This is a genomic window from Pseudonocardia petroleophila, assembly GCF_014235185.1.
Lineage (GTDB): Bacteria > Actinomycetota > Actinomycetes > Mycobacteriales > Pseudonocardiaceae > Pseudonocardia > Pseudonocardia petroleophila.
Window position 1 is genome coordinate 3,363,044 of the sequence record NZ_CP060131.1, and the last position, 18,299, is coordinate 3,381,342.

At 74.8% G+C, this 18,299-nt stretch carries 20 protein-coding genes; 13 read left to right on the forward strand and 7 right to left on the reverse strand.

All coding sequences use genetic code 11. The annotated features are described in order from the left end of the window. Positions 1-48 precede the first annotated feature (48 nt). On the forward strand, positions 49-861 hold the full coding sequence (locus tag H6H00_RS16730; RefSeq protein WP_185716694.1) for a YceI family protein: 813 nt from the start codon (positions 49-51) through the stop codon (positions 859-861). On the opposite strand, the gene H6H00_RS16735 is transcribed toward H6H00_RS16730, so the two are convergent. The 3 genes from H6H00_RS16735 to H6H00_RS16745 are packed head-to-tail and all read right to left on the reverse strand — an operon-like array spanning position 862 to position 2,606. Then, positions 862-1,272: a VOC family protein gene (locus H6H00_RS16735; protein WP_185716695.1), complete on the reverse strand. Its 411-nt coding sequence runs from the start codon at positions 1,270-1,272 to the stop codon at positions 862-864. It lies immediately after the preceding gene. Further along, positions 1,269-2,099 carry a helix-turn-helix domain-containing protein gene (locus tag H6H00_RS16740; protein WP_185716696.1) on the reverse strand — a complete coding sequence of 277 codons (831 nt, stop codon included), beginning with the start codon at positions 2,097-2,099 and terminating at the stop codon, positions 1,269-1,271. Before H6H00_RS16740 ends, H6H00_RS16735 begins: the two co-directional genes overlap by 4 nt. Before the next feature lie 9 nt (positions 2,100-2,108). Next, entirely contained in the window at positions 2,109-2,606 is a 498-nt protein-coding gene (locus H6H00_RS16745; protein ID WP_185716697.1) for an amino-acid N-acetyltransferase, read from the reverse strand. Between the two features lie 45 nt (positions 2,607-2,651). Here H6H00_RS16745 and rimO point away from each other — a divergent pair, with 45 nt between their 5' ends. The 4 genes from rimO (at position 2,652) to H6H00_RS16765 (ending at position 6,188) form a co-directional block, all read left to right on the forward strand. Continuing rightward, a complete protein-coding gene (rimO, locus tag H6H00_RS16750) occupies positions 2,652-4,076 on the forward strand; it encodes a 30S ribosomal protein S12 methylthiotransferase RimO (protein WP_221775560.1) in 1,425 nt (474 codons plus the stop codon). Beyond that, complete coding sequence (pgsA, locus tag H6H00_RS16755) at positions 4,073-4,666, forward strand: CDP-diacylglycerol--glycerol-3-phosphate 3-phosphatidyltransferase (RefSeq protein WP_185716698.1); 594 nt, start codon at positions 4,073-4,075, stop codon at positions 4,664-4,666. The genes rimO and pgsA overlap by 4 nt, the downstream gene beginning before the upstream one ends. Positions 4,667-4,808: 142 nt before the next feature. After that, entirely contained in the window at positions 4,809-5,201 is a 393-nt protein-coding gene (locus H6H00_RS16760; RefSeq protein WP_185716699.1) for a helix-turn-helix domain-containing protein, read from the forward strand. 180 nt (positions 5,202-5,381) lie between these two features. Next, on the forward strand, positions 5,382-6,188 hold the full coding sequence (locus H6H00_RS16765; RefSeq protein ID WP_185716700.1) for a PspA/IM30 family protein: 807 nt from the start codon (positions 5,382-5,384) through the stop codon (positions 6,186-6,188). Between the two features lie 151 nt (positions 6,189-6,339). Here the strand turns inward: H6H00_RS16765 and H6H00_RS16770 are convergent, their stop codons facing one another. Continuing rightward, positions 6,340-7,167, reverse strand: a complete 828-nt coding sequence (locus H6H00_RS16770; RefSeq protein WP_185716701.1) for a DNA-formamidopyrimidine glycosylase family protein — start codon at positions 7,165-7,167, stop codon at positions 6,340-6,342. A 138-nt stretch (positions 7,168-7,305) separates the two neighbouring features. Between H6H00_RS16770 and H6H00_RS16775 the strand changes: the two genes are divergently transcribed. The 4 genes from H6H00_RS16775 to H6H00_RS16790 are packed head-to-tail and all read left to right on the forward strand — an operon-like array spanning position 7,306 to position 10,875. Beyond that, positions 7,306-8,220: an ABC transporter ATP-binding protein gene (locus tag H6H00_RS16775; RefSeq protein ID WP_185716702.1), complete on the forward strand. Its 915-nt coding sequence runs from the start codon at positions 7,306-7,308 to the stop codon at positions 8,218-8,220. Beyond that, a complete protein-coding gene (locus H6H00_RS16780) occupies positions 8,217-8,942 on the forward strand; it encodes an ABC transporter permease (protein ID WP_185716703.1) in 726 nt (241 codons plus the stop codon). Before H6H00_RS16775 ends, H6H00_RS16780 begins: the two co-directional genes overlap by 4 nt. After that, entirely contained in the window at positions 8,933-10,243 is a 1,311-nt protein-coding gene (locus tag H6H00_RS16785; protein WP_185716704.1) for a sensor histidine kinase, read from the forward strand. The genes H6H00_RS16780 and H6H00_RS16785 overlap by 10 nt, the downstream gene beginning before the upstream one ends. Next, positions 10,240-10,875: a response regulator gene (locus tag H6H00_RS16790; RefSeq protein WP_185716705.1), complete on the forward strand. Its 636-nt coding sequence runs from the start codon at positions 10,240-10,242 to the stop codon at positions 10,873-10,875. Before H6H00_RS16785 ends, H6H00_RS16790 begins: the two co-directional genes overlap by 4 nt. A gap of 8 nt (positions 10,876-10,883) precedes the next feature. Here the strand turns inward: H6H00_RS16790 and H6H00_RS16795 are convergent, their stop codons facing one another. Further along, positions 10,884-11,681, reverse strand: a complete 798-nt coding sequence (locus tag H6H00_RS16795; protein WP_185716706.1) for a GNAT family N-acetyltransferase — start codon at positions 11,679-11,681, stop codon at positions 10,884-10,886. On the opposite strand from H6H00_RS16795, the gene H6H00_RS16800 reads away from it, so the two are divergent. After that, positions 11,680-11,997 carry a DUF6412 domain-containing protein gene (locus H6H00_RS16800; protein WP_185716707.1) on the forward strand — a complete coding sequence of 106 codons (318 nt, stop codon included), beginning with the start codon at positions 11,680-11,682 and terminating at the stop codon, positions 11,995-11,997. The genes H6H00_RS16795 and H6H00_RS16800 overlap by 2 nt on opposite strands. Before the next feature lie 53 nt (positions 11,998-12,050). Further along, complete coding sequence (gene yidC, locus H6H00_RS16805; protein WP_185716708.1) at positions 12,051-12,971, forward strand: membrane protein insertase YidC; 921 nt, start codon at positions 12,051-12,053, stop codon at positions 12,969-12,971. On the opposite strand, the gene H6H00_RS16810 is transcribed toward yidC, so the two are convergent. Both H6H00_RS16810 and H6H00_RS16815 read right to left on the reverse strand, forming a co-directional pair. Then, the gene (locus H6H00_RS16810; protein ID WP_185716709.1) at positions 12,972-14,117 is read right to left on the reverse strand and encodes an SAM-dependent methyltransferase; all 1,146 of its coding nucleotides are present in this window, start codon (positions 14,115-14,117) and stop codon (positions 12,972-12,974) included. A gap of 11 nt (positions 14,118-14,128) precedes the next feature. After that, positions 14,129-16,018 carry a flavin-containing monooxygenase gene (locus H6H00_RS16815; RefSeq protein WP_185716710.1) on the reverse strand — a complete coding sequence of 630 codons (1,890 nt, stop codon included), beginning with the start codon at positions 16,016-16,018 and terminating at the stop codon, positions 14,129-14,131. A gap of 111 nt (positions 16,019-16,129) precedes the next feature. Here H6H00_RS16815 and H6H00_RS16820 point away from each other — a divergent pair, with 111 nt between their 5' ends. Then, positions 16,130-16,771, forward strand: coding sequence for a nitroreductase family protein (locus tag H6H00_RS16820; protein WP_185716711.1), 642 nt, complete (start codon positions 16,130-16,132; stop codon positions 16,769-16,771). Continuing rightward, positions 16,768-18,279 carry a class I adenylate-forming enzyme family protein gene (locus H6H00_RS16825; RefSeq protein WP_185716712.1) on the forward strand — a complete coding sequence of 504 codons (1,512 nt, stop codon included), beginning with the start codon at positions 16,768-16,770 and terminating at the stop codon, positions 18,277-18,279. Before H6H00_RS16820 ends, H6H00_RS16825 begins: the two co-directional genes overlap by 4 nt. The last annotated feature ends 20 nt before the right edge of the window (positions 18,280-18,299 follow it).

Below are 18,299 nucleotides of genomic sequence, written 5' to 3' on the forward strand. Positions count from 1 at the left end.
CGTCGACGGGGTGGACGCACGCAGCAGAGTGGTGCACGACAGGCGATCATGCCCATCCCGCTGACCGGGGGTCTGCTCTCCGGGGAGGTCCGCGACAACGAGGGCAAGCCGCTCGCGGGCGCCGAGATCTCGGTGTTCGACCGCTCCAGCAAGCGCGTCGCGCACTCCGACACCGACGCCTACGGGTTCTTCGCCCACGCCGTGCAGCCCGGCGACTACCGCATCCGCGCGGAGGCCGGCGGGTACCAGAGCCTGCACGAGCGGGCGAACGTCGAGTGGGGCACGCACAACGCGGTCGGGCAGCTCACGCTGCTGCCCGACGAGACGCTGACGACCCCGGTCCCGGGCATCTACGAGATCGACCCCGACCACTCCGCGGTCCGCTTCGTCGCCCGGCACATCGCGATGTCGCGGGTCTACGGGCAGTTCCAGAAGTTCTCCGGCCAGGTCCGCATCGCCGAGAACTTCGAGGACTCGCACGTCGAGGTCCTCGTCGACGCCGCGAGCGTGTTCACCAACGTCGAGGCCCGCGACACGCACCTGCGCTCGGCCGACTTCCTCGACGTCGAGAACTTCCCGAAGCTGCACTTCACCAGCCACCGCTTCGCCCGGGCGGGCGGCAACCGCTGGCTGATCGACGGCGAGCTGACGCTGCACGGCATGACCAGCGACGTCCAGCTCGACACCACCTACCTGGGCATGCAGGAGTGGAACGGGCTGCGCGCCGGCTGCCTGGCCACCACGCAGCTGCACCGCGAGCACTTCACCGTCAACTGGCAGCAGATGCTCGCCCGCGGGGTGCCGGTCGTCGGGTCGACGATCGAGATCACCCTCGACGTGCAGGGGATCCTGCAGCAGTAGCTACTCGTACCAGGTGCCGAAGCTCCACACGTTGCCCTCGGGGTCGCGGACGACGAACTGGCGGCTGCCGTAGTCGGTGTCCTCGATCGGACGCAGCACGGTCGCCCCGGCGGCGACGGCGCGGTCGTGCAGGGCGTCCGGGGCGGTCACCACGACGTGCACCGACGCGCCGCCGGGCGGCTGCCCGCACGGGTCGTCGGGCCGGTGGGTCCCGACCATCACGCCACCGTCGCCCCAGGTGAGCTCGGCGTGCTCGATGCCGCCGTCGTCGCCGCGGTGCACGGCCCGCTCGGTGAACCCGAACGCGTCGACGAGGAAGCGCAGCTCGGCGTCGGCGTCGCGGCAGACGAAGGTGGGCCAGACGGTGGGTACGGAGGCGGAGGTCGCGGAGGTGGGGGGTACGGAGGTCATGCCCCCGATCGTGGCCCACCGTCGCCGGGACGTCGTGGAGGAATCGGACGTTCCCCGAGCCACGACGTCGCGGTCTGCCCGGCGAGGTCGCGGAAGTCGCGGGACAGGTGCGCCTGGTCGACGTAGCCGCAGTCGGCGGCCACCGTCGCCAGCGGGTCACGGGTGAAGCGCAGCCGGTCGCCCGCCCGCTCGAACCGGATGACCCGCGCGGCGGCCTTCGGCGCCAGGCCGGTCTCGCGGCGCAGCTGGTCGGCGAGGTGGCGGCGGCTCCAGCCGACCTCGCGGGCCAGGTCGGCGATCCGCAGGGTGCCGCCGGTCTCCTGCAGGCGGTCCCAGGCGTGGCCGACCTCGGGGCGCACCCCGGCGGCGGCGTCGGCGTCGGCGAGCTCACCCAGCGCGCGGTCGAGGTGGGTGAACCGCTCCGCCCACGTGCCGGCGTCGGCCAGGCGCTCCAGCAGCGAGCCCGTGCGGCGGCCGAGCAGGGCGGCGAGGTCGACGGTGTCGCCGGCCAGCTCCCCGGCCGGCACCCCGAACAGGGCGCGCGTGCCGCGCCAGGTCAGCCGCAGCTGCAGGCCGGTCTGGGCCGCGCCGGAGGCGATCCGCGCCGGGCCGTCGTGCAGCCCCGCGACCAGCGCGTCGAACGACCCGGGCGGCCGGGCGGGATCGGCGTTGGCGAGGATCTCGACCTCGCCGTCGAGGCAGAGGATGAACGTCAGGTGCGCCGAGGGCACGCCCTGGTGCACGCCGGGCGGGCCGGCGTCGACGCGGTAGCCGGTGTACGCACCGACCCAGCGCCGCAGCCCCGGAGCGGGGTGCGCCCAGATCACCTCCGCAGGCTACAGCCGCAGCAGCATCCGGACGTTGCCCAGCGTGTTCGGCTTGACGTGCGCGAGATCGAGGAACTCGGCGACGCCGGCGTCGTAGGAGCGCAGCATCGCGGCGAACACGTCGGGCTCCACCGGCGTGCCGTCGATCTCGGCGAACCCGTGCCGGGAGAAGAACTGCTTCTCGAAGGTCAGCACGAACAGCCGCTGCAGCCCCAGCTCGCGCGCGCCCTCGATCAGGGCCCGCACCAGCGCGTGCCCGACGCCGCGGCCCAGCACCCGCGGGTGCACCGCCACCGTGCGGATCTCGCCGAGGTCCTCCCACAGCACGTGCAGCGCGCCGCAGCCGACGACCTGGCCGTCGACCTCGGCGACGAGGAACTCCGGCACCGACTCGTAGAGGGTGACGATCTCCTTCGCGAGCAGCACGCGGCCCGCGTACTCGTCGACCAGGTCCTTGATCGTGCCGACGTCGGACGTGCGCGCCCGCCTCACGTGAACGGCCGTCATGACGGGTGAGCGTAGGCGGCGCGGGCGCCGCCGTAGGCTGGGGGAGTGTCCGCCCCGCGTCGTGCCGCCCTGCTCACCCTGGGCTGTGCCCGCAACGAGGTCGACTCGGAGGAGATCGCCGGCCGGCTGACCGACAGCGGGTGGGAACTCGTCGACGCCGACGACGGCGCCGACGTGATCCTGGTCAACACCTGCGGGTTCGTCGAGCAGGCGAAGAAGGACTCCATCGACACGCTGCTGGCCGCCTCCGACGCCGCCGACGGCGCCAAGGTCGTGGCCGTCGGGTGCCTGGCCGAGCGCTACGGCAAGGAGCTGGCCGACCAGCTCCCCGAGGCCGACGCCGTGCTCGGCTTCGACGCCTACCCCGACCTGGCCGACCGCCTCGGCGACCTCCTCGGCGGGCACGCCCCCGAGCCGCACGTGCCGGTCGACCGGCGCACCCTGCTGCCGATCTCGCCGGTGGAGCGGCCCGCGGCCGCCACGCAGGTCGAGGTGCCCGGCCACGCCTGGATCCCGCGGGCCCGGCTGACCACCGGCCCGGTCGCGAACCTCAAGCTGGCCTCGGGCTGCGACCGCCGCTGCACGTTCTGCGCGATCCCGTCGTTCCGCGGCTCGTTCGTGTCCCGGCCGCCGGACGACGTCGTCGCCGAGGCGGCGTGGCTGGGGATGGAGGGCGTGCGCGAGCTGTACCTCGTCAGCGAGAACTCGACCTCCTACGGCAAGGACCTGCCCGGCGGCACGCGCGCGCTGGTCCGGCTGCTGCCGCGGCTGACGCAGGTCCCCGGGATCGACCGGGTCCGCGTCAGCTACCTGCAGCCCGCGGAGATGCGGCCCGACCTCATCGAGGTGATCGCCTCGACGCCGGGAGTGGCGCCGTACTTCGACCTGTCCTTCCAGCACGCCGCGCCCACGCTGCTGCGCCGCATGCGCCGCTTCGGCTCGCGCGCCGACTTCCTCGACCTGATCGCCCGGATCCGCGCGATCGCGCCGGAGGCGGGGATCCGCAGCAACTTCATCGTCGGCTTCCCCGGGGAGACCGACGCGGAGTTCGCCGAGCTGGAGGCGTTCCTGTCGGAGGCCCGGCTCGACGCGATCGGCATCTTCGGCTACTCCGACGAGGACGGCACCGAGGCGGTCTCGCTCGACGGCAAGGTCCCCGCCGAGGTGATCGCCGAGCGCGTCTCGCGGATCTCCTCGCTGGCCGACGAGCTGATCGACCAGCGCGCCGAGGACCGGGTCGGCACCGAGGTCGAGGTGCTCGTCGAGGTCGCCGAGGACGAGGACTTCGAGTGCACCGGCCGCGCCGCGCACCAGGCGCCCGACGTCGACGGGGAGTGCGTGTTCGAGCGGGGCTCGGGGCTCGCGGTGGGCGACCTGGTGCGGGCGGTCGTCGTCGGCACCGAGGGGGCCGACCTGGTCGTGTCGGCGCGCTCGCACGTCCCCCGCAGCACCCTGGGGAGCCGGGGGTGAGCTCCCGGCCGACGGGTCCGCCGCCGGTGCTCAACATCGCCAACGTCCTCACCGGCATCCGGCTCCTGCTCGTCCCGGTCTTCCTGGCCGCCCTGCTCACCGCCGACGGCCTGAGCGTCACCTGGCGGCTCACCGCGTTCGGCGTGTTCGCGGTCGCCTCCATCACCGACAGCCTCGACGGCGACATCGCCCGGCGCCGCGGCCTGGTCACCACGTTCGGCACGATCGCCGACCCGATCGCCGACAAGGCGCTCACCGGCTCGGCCCTGATCGGGCTGTCGGTGCTCGGGATCGTCCCCTGGTGGGTCACCGTCGTCATCATGGGCCGGGAGCTGGGCGTCACGCTGCTGCGGCTGCTGGTGCTGCGGCACGGCGTCATCCCGGCCAGCCGCGGCGGCAAGGCCAAGACCGCCCTGCAGACGCTCGCGATCGGGCTCTACCTGCTGCCGCTGACCGAGCTGCTCGGGGCGTCCACGACGGTCGACGTCGTGCGCTGGGCGGTGCTCGCGGGCGCCGTCGTGCTCACCGTCGTCACCGGCCTGGACTACGTCCTGCGCGCCGCGCGGCTGCGGTCGGCGTCCACCACCTGAGACGCGCACCCGGGCGCGTGTTCGCCGTGGGCGGACGCGACCCGGCCGGTCGGTCCGGGGCGCATCCGCGACGAACTCGGTACGGTTGACCCACGGCCGGGCCCCGGCCGCCCGTGGTCGTCGATCGGAGGATGCCGTGCTGATGCGAGAGGCGATCGGTGGCAGCCTCCGCCGGGCCCGGACGGACCGGCGGCGCACGCTGCGCGAGGTCTCCCGGCGCGCGCGGGTCAGCCTGGGGTACCTGTCCGAGGTCGAGCGCGGGCGCAAGGAACCCTCCAGCGAGCTCCTCGCCGCGATCTGCGAGGCACTCGACCTCTCGCTGTCCGACCTCCTGGGCGACGCCGCCGAGGTGCTCGCCGCCGCCGCGTTCGAGGTCGTCGGCCGCACGTCCCGGCCTGTCGGGCTGCGCCACACCGACCTGCGCATCGCCGGGGTCGACGAGCCGACCGCCCCCGCCGGGATGCCGCTGGCCCCCGTCGCGCCCGTCGCCGCGCCGATCACGCGCCCGCAGCCCGTCGCGCGCGCCGCCGCCTGACACCCCGGGCACGGTTAGTCTGGATCTCGGGGAACGCCCCGACGCCGGAGTCGGGATCTTCCCCGATATCGTCGGCGTCCGGTGGAAGCCGGGCGGTGTGCAGTGCCACGATGGGGCGCAGGAGCGCACCGGCGGCCGGATCGGACAGCGCGTACACGGCACCCGGAGGTAGCGGAAGAGATGGCCAACCCGTTCGTGAAGTCCTGGAAGTACCTCATGGCGCTGTTCTCGTCGAAGGTCGACGAGTACGCCGACCCGAAGGTCCAGATCCAGCAGGCCATCGAGGACGCCCAGCGCCAGCACCAGGCCCTGTCGCAGCAGGCGGCGGCCGTCATCGGCAACCAGCGCCAGCTGGAGATGAAGCTCAACCGCCAGCTCGGCGACATCGAGAAGCTGCAGGCCTCGGCCCGCCAGGCGCTCGTGCTCGCCGACCAGGCACGGGCCTCCGGTGACGAGGTCAAGGCCGGGCAGTACGAGCAGTCGGCGCAGGCGTTCGCCACGCAGCTCGTCACCGCGGAGCAGTCCGTGGAGGACATGAAGACGCTGCACGACCAGTCGATCCAGGCCGCGGGCCAGGCGAAGCAGGCCGTCGAGCGCAACGCGATGATGCTGCAGCAGAAGATCGCCGAGCGCACGAAGCTGCTCAGCCAGCTCGAGCAGGCGAAGATGCAGGAGCAGGCCGCGGCCTCGCTGCGGCAGATGAGCGAGCTCGCCGCCCCGGGCAACACCCCCTCGCTGGAGGAGGTCCGGGAGAAGATCGAGCGCCGCTACGCCAACGCGCTGGGTGCGGGCGAGCTGGCCCAGAACTCGGTGCAGGGCCGGATGATGGAGGTCCAGGCGTCCACGGCCGACATGGCCGGGGCGAGCCGACTGGAGCAGATCCGGGCGTCGCTGCACGGCACGCCGGTGGCCGGTGAGGTCACCGCGGCCCCGACCCCCGCCGCCACCCCCCAGCTCGACAAGCAGCAGCAGCCCGGCACCGCCTGACCCGGTCTCCCGACGGCGCCCCTCCCCGACCCGGGGAGGGGCGCCGTCGCCGTGTGTCGGTGCCCGCCCCCGCGAGTTTGCCGCCGCCGCCCGGCGAGTTTGCCGCCGCCGCCCGGCGAGTTTGCCGCCGCCGCCCGGCGGGTGGGCGGGGTCAGCGGCGGCGGGGCGGGCGGCGGGTGGGCGTCGGGGACGGGCCGGGCTGGCAGGTCGGGCACCAGTAGGCGATGCGGGCGTAGACGCTCTCGCCCTGCTCGGCCACCAGGATCCGGGTGCCGCAGCGCCTACACCGCTGCCCGCCGCGCTCGAACACCCAGTGCTGCGCGCGGCCCAGCTCCCCGGTCGTGGACTGCTCGGGGCGGTCGGCGTTGCGCAGCAGCAGCTCGCGCGACAGCGCGATGACCGCGGCCGGATCGTCGACGTCGCGGGTGAGCGTCCACGGGGAGATCCCGCGCAGGAAGCAGACCTCGGTCTTGTAGAGGTTCCCCACCCCGGCCATGACGCGCTGCTCCAGCAGCACCGAGCCGACCTCCGACGCGCCCCGGGCGGTGAACCGGCGCAGGGCCTCGGCGGCGTGGGCGTCGGACCACTCGGGGTCGAGCAGGTCGGGCCCCAGGTGCCCGACCAGCCGCGACTCGTCCGCGGTCGGGAGCAGCTCCATGTCGTGCAGGGCGAACCCGACGGCCACGCGCTCCGCGGTGGCCAGCACCGCGCGGGCCTCGTGCGCCGGCCGCTGCCAGGACATGCCGGGGCGGTAGAGGTGCCACGAGCCGTCCATCCGGAAGTGGCTGTGCAGGCTGCGCCCGTCGTCGAAGCGCGTGAACAGGTGCTTGCCCACCGACGCGACGCCGGTGACGGTGCGCCCGGCCAGGTCGTGCTCCACCAGCCGCGGGTGCCGCAGCTCCCCGCGCAGCAGCGTGCCGCCGGTGAGCGCGGCCCGCAGGCGCTTCCCGGCGAGGTAGACGGTGTCGCCCTCGGGCATCCCCCGAACCTATCCGCACCGACCCGCCGCCGCCCGCCCGGAACGGTCCCCGCGGCCGCGGCGCGTCCACCGATCGGTGGATGGGGTCCGGCTCCGTGGTCGATCCGCGCGGGCTGGGCGCGGTCGACGCTGGGCGGCATGGCCGTCATCGAGGTGCAGGGGCTGCACAAGCGCTACCGCGACCACGTCGCCGTGCACGACGTGTCCTTCTCCGTCGAGGAGGGGGAGATCTTCGGGGTGCTCGGGCCCAACGGGGCGGGGAAGACGACCGCGGTCGAGTGCGTCGCCGGGCTGCGCGTCCCGGACGGGGGGTCCGTGTCGGTGCTGGGGCTCGATCCGCAGCGCGACCGCGCCGCGCTGCACGAGGTCATCGGAGTCCAGCTCCAGGCCGGGGAGCTGCCCGACCGGCTGCGGGTGCGGGAGGCCGTGGAGCTGTTCGCGTCGTTCTACCCGGCGCCGGCCGACCCGGACGACCTCATCGACCGCTGGGGCCTGGCCGACGAGCGGCGCACCGCCTACGCGCACCTGTCCGGCGGCCAGAAGCAGCGGCTCTCGATCGTGCTCGCACTGGTCGGGAACCCGCGCGTCGCGATCCTCGACGAGCTGACGACCGGGCTCGACCCGCAGGCCCGCCGCGACACCTGGGCGGCGATCGAGCAGATCCGCGACGCCGGCGTGACGGTCGTGCTCGTCACCCACTTCATGGAGGAGGCCCGGCAGCTCTGCGACCGCCTCGCCGTGATCGACGCCGGCCGCGTGGTGGCGCTCGACACCCCGGCCGGGCTCGTGGCCGCCCTGCCCGGCGGGCAGCGGGTGCGGTTCCGCCCCTCCGCCCCCGTCGACGACGCGCTGCTCCTCGACCTGCCCGAGGTCCACGGCCTCACCCGCCGCGGCGACCGCGTCGAGGTGACGGGCGGCGGCGACCTCCTCGCCGCGGTGACCTCCACGCTGGCCGCCCACCGGATCGTCGCGGGCGACCTGCGTCTCGACCAGCCCGGCCTGGACGACGCGTTCGTCGCCCTGACCGGTGCGTCCCGGGAGGAACCGGCATGACCACCCTCGTCCGCACCGAGCTGCGGCTCTTCGCCCGCGACCCCATGAACGCCCTGTTCGGGATCCTGCTGCCGTCGGTGCTCCTGCTCGGGCTCGGCGCGGTCCCGGCGCTGCGGGAGCCGGCCGACGTCTTCGGCGGGCTGCGGTTCACCGAGTACTTCGCGCCGTCGCTGCTGGCCGTGAGCATCGCCGTGCTGGGCGTGCAGGGCTTCCCGGTCGCGCTCGCGACGTACCGGGAGAAGGGGATCCTGCGCCGCCTCGCCGTCACCCCGGTGCGCCCGGTGACGGTGCTCGTGGCCCAGCTGCTGATCAACACGGCCGCCGCGCTGCTGGGCGCGCTGCTGATCGTGGCGGTCGCCGTCGCGGTGCTCGACGTGCCCGCCCCGCGCCATCCGGTCGCGTTCGCGGTGGCGCTGCTGGTCGGCACCGCGGCCGTGTTCTCCCTCGGCCTCGTCGTGGCCGCGTTCGCCCCGCGGGCCCGGACCGCCACCACGATCGGCACCGTGCTGTTCATGCTCACCCAGTTCTTCGCCGGGGTGTACCTGCCGAAGTTCCTGCTGCCCGACGCCGTCGTGGCGATCGGGGAGTTCGTGCCGCCGGGGACCGCGACCCTGGCCGCGGCGTGGACGGGCGACGGCCCCGACCCGCTCCGGACGGCCGTGCTCGCGCTGATCGCGGTGGTGGCCACCGCCACGGCCGCTAGGTTCTTCCGGTGGGAGTGACACCGGAGCCGGAGGTCGACCTCGGTTCCCGCGTCGAGTGGGCGATCGACCGGTACGGACCGCTCGCCGGCCTGGGGATCGGCACCGCGATCACGCTGGCGACACCGGGGATGACCGGGGGCGGCGCCGGGCTGCTGGTCCCGGTCGTGGTCCTCGTGCTGGTGACCGCGGCCTGGACGCACGTGCTGGCCTTCCGCCCGACCGGCCCCGTCGACGAGCGCGGGCGGCGGCCCGTGCGGGCGTCGGACCCCCGCGTCGGCCCCGTCTACGTCGTGGTGCTCCTCGGGCTGACGGCCGCGCTGGTGCAGCTGTCGCCCTGGTTCGCGTTCCTCGCGCTGGCGGGGTACGCCCACTCCTTCGAGTACCTGCCCGGCCGCTGGCGCTACGTCGGGATCACCGCGATGGCGGTGCTGCACGCGTACTCGACGATCGGCGGCCGCTTCACCGACCTCGGTGACCCGTTCGTCGTCCTCGCCTGGGTGCTGATCACGGCGCTGATCGCGACGGTCGCGATCACCTTCACCGTGATGGGGGCGCGGACCGCCGAGCTGTCGCTGCGCCGGGCCCGCACCATCGAGGAGCTCAACGAGACCAACCGCCGCCTCGCGGAGACCCTCGACGAGAACGCGGAGCTGCACGCCCGCCTGCTCGCCCGGGCCCGCGAGGCCGGGATCTCCGACGAGCGGGCGCGGATGGCCCGGGAGATCCACGACACGATCGCCCAGGGCCTGACCGGTGTCGTCACGCAGCTGGAGGCGGCGGGCGGGGCCCGCGGCGAGACCCACGACCGGCACCTCGCGACCGCCGCCGCGCTGGCCAGGGAGAGCCTGACCGAGGCCCGCCGCTCGGTCGCCGCCCTCGCCCCCGGCCGCCTCGCCGACGCGCAGCTGCCCGACGCCGTCGCCGACACGGCGAAGGCGTGGGCGGAGACCGCGGGCGTCGACGTGCGGGTGGAGGTCACCGGGGAGCCGCGCCCGCTGCTGCCGGAGATCGAGGTCGCGCTGTTCCGCGTCGCGCAGGAGGCGCTGGCGAACGTGGGGCGGCACGCCGGGGCGACGCGGGCGGGCCTGACGCTGTCCTACATGGACGACGTGGTGGTGCTCGACGTCGTCGACGACGGCTGCGGCTTCGATCCCGCGACCGTCACCGGACCCGCCGGCGGGTCGGGGTTCGGGATGGGTGCGATGGAGCAGCGGGTGCGGCGGGTCTCGGGCACGCTGGAGATCGAGAGCGCACCGGGGGAGGGCACCGCGGTGAGCGCGAGCGTGCCGGCGATCCCGGTGCAGGAGGAGGACGCGTGATCCGGGTGCTGATCGTCGACGACCACCCCGTCGTCCGCGACGGGCTGCGCGGCGTGATCGACGGCGAGGCCGACATGACCGTGGTCGGGGAGGCCGGGCACGGGGCGGAGGCGCTGGCGCGGGTGGAGTCGGGCACGGGCGTCGACGTCGTGCTCATGGACCTGCGGATGCCGGTCATGGGCGGCGTCGAGGCGATCCGGGAGCTGCGCCGCGCGGCCCCCGACACCCGCGTCCTCGTGCTCACCACGTTCGACTCCGACCGCGACGTCCTGCCCGCCGTCGAGGCCGGGGCCACCGGCTACCTGCTCAAGGACACCCCGCGCGACGAGCTGCTGCGCGCCGTCCGCGCCGCCCACCGGGGCGAGGCGGTGATCTCGCCCGCGGTCGCCGGGCGGCTGATGGGGCAGGTCCGCGCCCCGGTCCCCGACGCCCTGAGCGCGCGCGAGCTGCAGGTGCTGGGGTTCGTCGCGGCCGGGTCGACGAACCGCGAGACGGCGCGGGCGCTGTTCATCAGCGAGGCGACGGTGAAGACCCACCTGCTGCACGTCTACGCGAAGCTCGAGGTGCGCGACCGCGCGTCCGCGGTGGCCGCGGCCTACCGGCGCGGGCTGCTGCCGACCGACCCGCGCTGACGAGCCGCTCAGTCCGGCACCGGCACCCCGACGGCCCACAGCACGCCCTCGCCCGCGGCGACGAACCCGAGCCGGGCGGCGACGGCGCGGCTCGCCCGGTTCGCCGGCGACGTCGTCCAGCTCGGGACGCGCCCGCGGGCCCGGACGTCGTGCACGAGCGCGGCGGCGCACGCCGTGGACAGGCCTTCGCCGCGGTGCGCCGGGTCGGTGACGACGCCGACGTCCTCGTAGCGCGCCCCGACGAAGAACGGGACGGCGACCGACACCACCCGCCCGTCGCGCACCACCGCCCGTGCGACGCCCGCCGCGGCGAGCCGGGCCGCCCCGCCCCAGGTCTCGTGGATCCACGCGCCGTCCGGGTGGAGCGCGGCGAGCGCCCCGGCGTCGGCCGGGCCGAGCAGCCGGGCGTCGGAGCGGGGGACGGGCACGTCGGGCGGCAGCTCGGCGAACAAGCGGCGCCACGCGGCGGATCCGCCGAGCAGCGGCGTCCACTCCGGCGCGGCGTCGACGAGGCCGGTGACGCCGCGCAGGTCGTCGGGGGTGAGGGCGTCGGGATCACCGGCGAGCGCGTGGTTGCCGCCGGGCAGCTCGACGTGCACCGCCCGCAGGCCCGGCCACCGGTCCACCCGGATCCGGCCGACGCCGGTCGCCGCGGCGTGCGCGTGGACCAGCGGCCCGGGACGCTCGGGCACGAGGAGGCTGCGGGCGTCGAACACGGTGAGCACGCGCTCACGCTCCCGGTCCGGGGGCGCGGCGGCCACCGGTTTCCGGCCGGTCACCGGCCCGGCCGGTACGGTGGGCCGCATGCGGGGTCCCTGGGCACGGGTGAGCGGGTTCGTCCTGCTCGTCTCCGCGCTGTTCGGGGCCGTGCTCGTCGACGCAGGCCTGCTCGACGCGGGCCCCGCCGAGACCGGTTCGCTGCTGATCGGGGCCGTCGGCGCGCTGCTGCTCGTCTGGGGCGTCGCCCAGACCGGACCCTCCGCCGACGTCCCCGGGCCCGCCACCGCCGCCCGCGACCGCCGCCGCGCGACCGCCCGCCGCGCCGCGCCCCGCCAGCACGACCCGGACGCCGCCGGGCACACCCGCTCCCGAGCCCCGTCGGAGACGTCACCGGCGGTGTAGCGACGCTCCCGCCGGACACGTGTCCCTCGTCCCGGCTGCCTCCGGAGTGTCCCGTGCTCGACCCGATCTACTACACCGTGTCCGCCGTCATGTGGGTGTGGCACCAGCTGTTCGCTTTCCTGCTCGGCCCGACCAGCGGCCTGGGCTGGGCGCTGTCGGTGGTGTTCCTCGTGCTCACGCTGCGCGCCGTCATGATCAGGCCGTTCCTCGCCTCGGTGCGGTCCGGCCGGGCGATGCGCGCGCTCGCCCCGCAGGTCGCGCTGCTCAAGGAGCGCCACGGCGACGACCGCGCCGCACTCGCCCGCGCCACCCAGGAGCTCCAGCGCGAGCACGGGGTGAGCGTGGTCGGCGGCTGCCTGCCCGCGCTGCTGCAGATCCCCGTGTTCATCGGCCTGCTGCACGTCCTGCACGGGTTCAACCGGCCCGGGCTGACGTTCGAGCAGAACTCGGCGATCGCCAACTACGTCTTCCCCCCCGACGACGTGCGCTCGTTCCTGCAGGCCCGGCTGTTCGGCGCGCCGCTGTCGTCGTACCTGTCCATGCCGCAGGACCTGCTCGACTCCTTCGGCGCGCACGTCGACCGCTGGGAGGTCGCGGCCGTCACCCTGCCGCTCATGGTGGTCGCGGCCGTCGCCACGCACTTCACCGCGCGCCACTCGCTCGCCCAGCAGACGAACCCGACCGGGCCCGCCGCGTCGGTGATGCGCGCGACGCCGTGGATCTTCCCGCTCGGGGCGCTGGTCGGCGGGCTGTTCTTCCCGTTCCCGGTGGCGATCCTGCTCTACTGGCTGACCAACAACGTGTGGACGCTGGTGCAGCAGCGGATCGTGTTCAGCCGGCTCGGGCCGGTCGTGCCGCTGCCGCAGGCGGTGCCGGTCCCCGCGGCCGCCGCCCCGGCCCGCATCCCCGGGTCCAAGCCGGTCAAGCCGCGCCGGCACTCCTCGGGCCACCGGCCGAGCCGCAAGCGCCGCTGATCACCAGCGCCGCAGCACGTGCAGCAGGAACTCCTCGTCGACGTGCTCGACGAGGGTCTCGAACCGGGGGTCCTCCAGCAGCACGCGGTGGGCCGCCGCCCCGTCGCGGGGGGCCTCCGCCGGCCAGCCGTCCCAGTGCACCAGCACGACGTCGCCGCCCAGCTCGACGGCCTCGGCGAGCCGGTCCACGACGGCGGCGAGGTCGTCGTCGGCGAGGTAGTAGAGGACCTCCGACAGCACGGCGAGGTCGATCCCGTCCGGGAGCGCGGCCGGGTCGGGCAGGGTGATCCGGGCGACCTCGACGTGGTCGGGCACCGCCGCGGTGGTCTGCGCGACGGCGGAGTCGGTGAAGTCCGACGCCGTGATCCGGTCGCAGCGCGCCGCCAGGTCGCCGGTCAGCGCGCCGGTGCCGCAGGCCGGCTCGGCCGCGTGCCGGTAGCGCTCCGCGGGCAGGCAGGCGAGCACCAGCGCGCGCTTGCGGCGCTCGTACCAGGCCGTGCGGGTCTCCCAGGGGTCGCCGACGCCGCGGGCGTACAGCTCGTCGAAGCGTGCGCGGGGCGCCCCGGACGAGCGCGGGTACCGGAACACGACCTCCGTGCCCGCCTCCCGGACCGCCGCCGCGCCGAGGCGGGCCCTGGCCCGGCGCTTGGCCGCGCGCGCGTCGGCGTCGAGGGGGTGGGTGTAGGCGTGCTCCCACGGCACCCCCGGGTCGTCGGTGGCCATCCGCTCCCAGGTGCCCGCCGGGTAGCCGAAGCCGAACGCGGTCACGGGCGCGGCGGCGGCCGCGGCCCGGCCGGTGGCGGCGTGGCCGGGGTGCGGGTCGCCGGTCCACGGGGCCAGGACGGTGTCGGCGTCGCGCAGCAGCGGGACCAGGGCCGCGGTGAGTCCGTCGGCGGGCGGGTCGATGCGGTGCACCGGCGCCCCGTCCAGGCCGATCGTCGCCAGTGCGTCGTCGAGCGGGTCGGGCCCCGCCCCGGTCGCGACGACGACCGCCACCTGCCCGCCCGCGTCCAGCACGGCGCGCAGCAGCCCGCCGACGGCGAGGATCCCGTCGTCCGGTCCGCTGGCGACGACGACCACGCGGCCCAGTGCGGCCGGGTCGATGGGCGGGGGAGCCGGGCGCCGGTCCGTCGGGGGGGACGTCACGGGAGAGCAAGCTACCCGGCGGGCTCGGTCACGAAGTCGTCCCAGTCCACCGCGCGCGTCATCGTCCAGTAGTCGACGATCCGCCACGGCAGCGTCGTGACCACCCGGCCCGCGGGGTTGCGGTACCAGTTCCGCATGCCGGGGTGGGTCCAGATCATCTGATCGTGGGCGGCGTCCTGGCGGGCGGCGTAGTCGGCGTGGGCCTCCGGCCGCACCTCGACGGCGCCGATGCCGTTCGCGGCCATCGTGCCCAGCGCGTCGAGGATGAACCGCATCTGGCACTCGACGACGGTGAACTGGCTGCCGCCGTGCCCCAGCGCCGTGCCGGGGCCGTTGGTGAGGAACAGGTTGGGGAACCCCGCCACGGCGACGCCGAGGTAGGCGTCGGGGTCGTCGTCGCCCCACAGGTCGCGGATCGAGACGCCGCCGCGCCCCCGCACCTCGAACGGCAGCTGCAGGTGGGCCTCGAAGCCGGTGCACAGGACGACGACGTCGGCGTCGTGCTCGGTGCCGTCGGCCGCCCGGACCCCGCCCGGGGTGAACGCGGTGACGGGCTCGGTGACCAGCTCGACGTCGTCGCGGCGCAGCGCGGCGAACCAGCCGTTGTCGAGCAGCATCCGCTTGCCGAACGGCGGGTAGTCGGGCAGGGCCTTGGCGACGAGGTCGTCGCGGCCGGCCAGCTCCGTCTCCAGGTACCGGGTGAAGAAGCGCCGGTGGGCGTCGTTCGCGGCGCTGACCGAGCGCTCCGGGTGCTCCCACCGCGGGTCGACCTGCAGCGCCGGGTGCACGCGGTCGTTGACGTTCCAGGCCAGGCGCGTGCGGTACCAGCGCCGGTAGAACGGCACGTGCTCGATCAGCAGCCGCTTCGCGGCGTCGACCTCGGCGAAGTAGACGTCATTGGGCGCGGCCCACTGCGGCGAGCGCTGGAACACCGTGACGTGCCCGGCCCGCTCCGCGATCGCCGGCACGATCTGCATCGCGCTCGCGCCGGTGCCGACGACCGCGACGCGCCTCCCGGTGACGTCGAGGTCCTCGGGCCAGCGCGCGGAGTGCACGACCGGGCCGTCGAAGGTGCCGGGGAGGTCGGGGACCTTCGGGCGGTTGAGCACGCCGATCGCGGTGATCACGGCGTCGGCGGTGATCGTCTCGCCGTCGGCCGTGGTGACCGTCCAGCGCTGGTCGCCGTAGACCGCCGAGCGCACCTCGGTGCCGAACCGGATGACCCGGCGCAGGTCGTAGCGGTCGGCGATCTCGCGCAGGTAGCCGAGCACCTCGTCGCGCTTGCCGAAGTGGGTCGTCCACTGCCGCGGCGCGAACGAGTAGGAGTACAGGTGGCTGGGGGTGTCGACCCCGGCGCCGGGGTAGCGGTTCTCCAGCCAGGTGCCGCCGACGTCGTCGTTCTTCTCCAGCACCACGTGGTCGATCCCGGCCTCGCGCAGCCGGATCGCGGCGAGCATCCCCGACACCCCGGCCCCGATGACGACCACGCGGAACGGGCGGGCCGCGACCGGGACGGGCGAGGGCGGGCGGAACCCCATGTCGAGCGCGGCCATCGGCTCGTACTCGGCCGGGACCTCCTCGCCGACGGCCAGGGCCATCAGCGCGAGCAGGGCGTCGCCGGTGGGGGCGGGCACGGCGGGCGGGCGGCCGTCGGACCAGGCCAGCACCGCGTCGACGGCCGCCGCGCACAGCTCGCGCCGCACGTCGTCGGGGAACCCGCCGTCGTCGTGGTCGTCCATGCCGCGGCTGCGGGTGGGCCGGTACGGGTCGGCGAGCCAGCGCGGGTCGCCGGTGAGCTGGTGGAGCACGGCGACGAGCGAGGGGAGGTTGGCGTGCTCCATCGCCGCGGCCAGCTCGTCCCGTCCCGGGGCGTGGCCGGGGGTCGGTTCCGTGAGCTCCATGGTCCAGCAGCCTAACGACGGTTAGGCAGTTGCGACAGCCAGCCTCTTGACTCCGTGCGTCGTCAGCTCGATCCTGCGGTGGTTGCGACTAACCATCGACAGGAGCCGGCAATGGAGCTGACCGAAGTCATGCGGACGACCGGGACCTGCCGGTACTTCCGACCCGATCCCGTGCCCGACGAGGTGCTGCACCGCGCGTTCGACGCCGCGCGCTTCGGCCCGCAGGGCGGCAACCGCCAGCCGGTCCGCTGGGTCGTCGTGCGCGAGGCGGCCACCAAGCAGGCCCTCGCCGACCTCTACCTCCCGCTGTGGAAGGCCTACTTCGACGGCATCGCCAGCGGCGAGGTCAACGTCGGGGCACTGCCCAAGACCGTGCTGGACGCCGACCACTTCGCCGAGAACCTCGCGACCGTGCCCGCGATCGTCGTCGCGTGCGCCGAGCTCGACGGCCTGCACCCGACCGACACCGGGCTCGACCGGCTCTCCGTCGTCGGCGGCGGCTCGATCTACCCGACGGTGCAGAACCTGTGCCTCGCGCTGCGCAACGAGGGCGTCGGCACCGCGTTCACGACGCTGCTGTGCATCACCGAGCCCGCCGTGCGGGAGCTGCTGTCGATCCCGGAGGGCTTCATCACCGCGGGACACATCGCGATCGGCTACCCCGAGCGGCCGTTCCCGACGAAGCTGACGCGGATGCCGGTCGAGGAGATCGTCTACGCGGAGTCGTTCGCCCGACCCCTGTTCTCCTCGTGACGCTCGCCCCGCAGCACCGCACCGCGATCGGCCGGGCCACGCTGGGCGACCAGCTCCGCCGCCACGCCCGCACCCGCGGCGACAAGGTGGCCGTCGTCGCGTACTCCCCGGAGCGGACCGAGACGACCTACGCCCAGCTCGACGACCGCGCCAACCGCTTCGCCCGGCTGCTGCTCGCGGCGTCGGTGGGGCGGGGCGACGTCGTCGCGGTGATGGCCCGCAACGGCGTCGACGTCATCGCGCTCTACTACGGCGCGCTCAAGATCGGCGCCGCGCTCACCGTCGTCAACGTGATGTTCGGGGAGCGGGAGATCGCGCGGCAGCTCACGAGCGCACGGCCCAAGGCGGTGTTCGCCGGGGCGGAGTTCACGCCGCTGCTGCCCGACGCCACCGTCCTCGGCGCCGAGCTCGACGCCGCGCTCGCCCGGCTGGAGCCGGGCGAGCCGGAGGCCGAGGTCGACGAGCACGACGTCGCGATGATCGTCTACACCAGCGGGACCGAGGCCGCGCCCAAGGGCGTGCTCATCCCGCACCGCAACTACCTGATCTCCACCGCGCCCGCCTGGAGCTGGGGCCTGCAGACCGGGCCCGAGGACACGTGGCTGTTCGTCATGCCGTTCTCGACGATCGCCGGGCTCGGCTCGATGACGACGCTGACGCTGATGGGTGCCACGCTCGTGCTGCCCGCCACCGTCGACCCGGTGTCGAGCCTGGAGATCGTCGAGCGCGAGCGGATCACCGTGATCGCCCAGACGCCCACCTTCTACCTGGCCCTGGCCGCCGTCGACGGGTTCGGGCCCGCCGCGGTCGGCAGCGTCCGCCGCGCGATGACCTACGGCGGGCAGATCGCCCCGGCCGCCGTCGCGGCGTGGTCGCAGGCCGCGCCGGACGTGCGGTGGGGCACCTACTGGGGGCAGTCGGAGCTCTCGCAGCTCGGCACGGTCGGCTGGTTCGCGACGATCGACGACATCCCCGGCGACGGCGACCCGTCCTGGATCGGGAAGCCGGTCTCGCACCTGGAGGTCCGGGTCGTCGACGCCGAGGGGAACGACGCGGAGATCGGCGAGCTGATCTGCCGCTCGCCGTCGGTGATGCTGGGCTACCACGACGACCCGGAGCGGACCGAGGCCGCGCTCGCGTCGGGCTGGCTGCACACCGGCGACATCGTCCGGATCGACGCCGAGGGCAACCTGTTCTTCCACGACCGGCTCACCGACATGATCAAGTCGGGCGGGATGAACGTCTCGTCGCAGGAGGTCGAGCGCGAGCTGCACGCCCATCCCGACGTGCTGCGCGCGGCGGTCGTCGGGCTGCCGGACCCGTACTGGTCCGAGGCCGTCACCGCCTTCGTCGTGCCGAAGCCGGGCACCGAGCCCGACCCGGCCGCCCTCATCGCGTTCTGCCGCGAGCGGCTGGCCGCGTTCAAGGCGCCGAAGGCGGTGCACCTGGTTGCGGAGCTGCCCGTCGACGTGCAGGGCAAGGTGCTCAAGCGGGAGCTGCGGCGGTGACGGCGCGGGAGCGGGCGGCC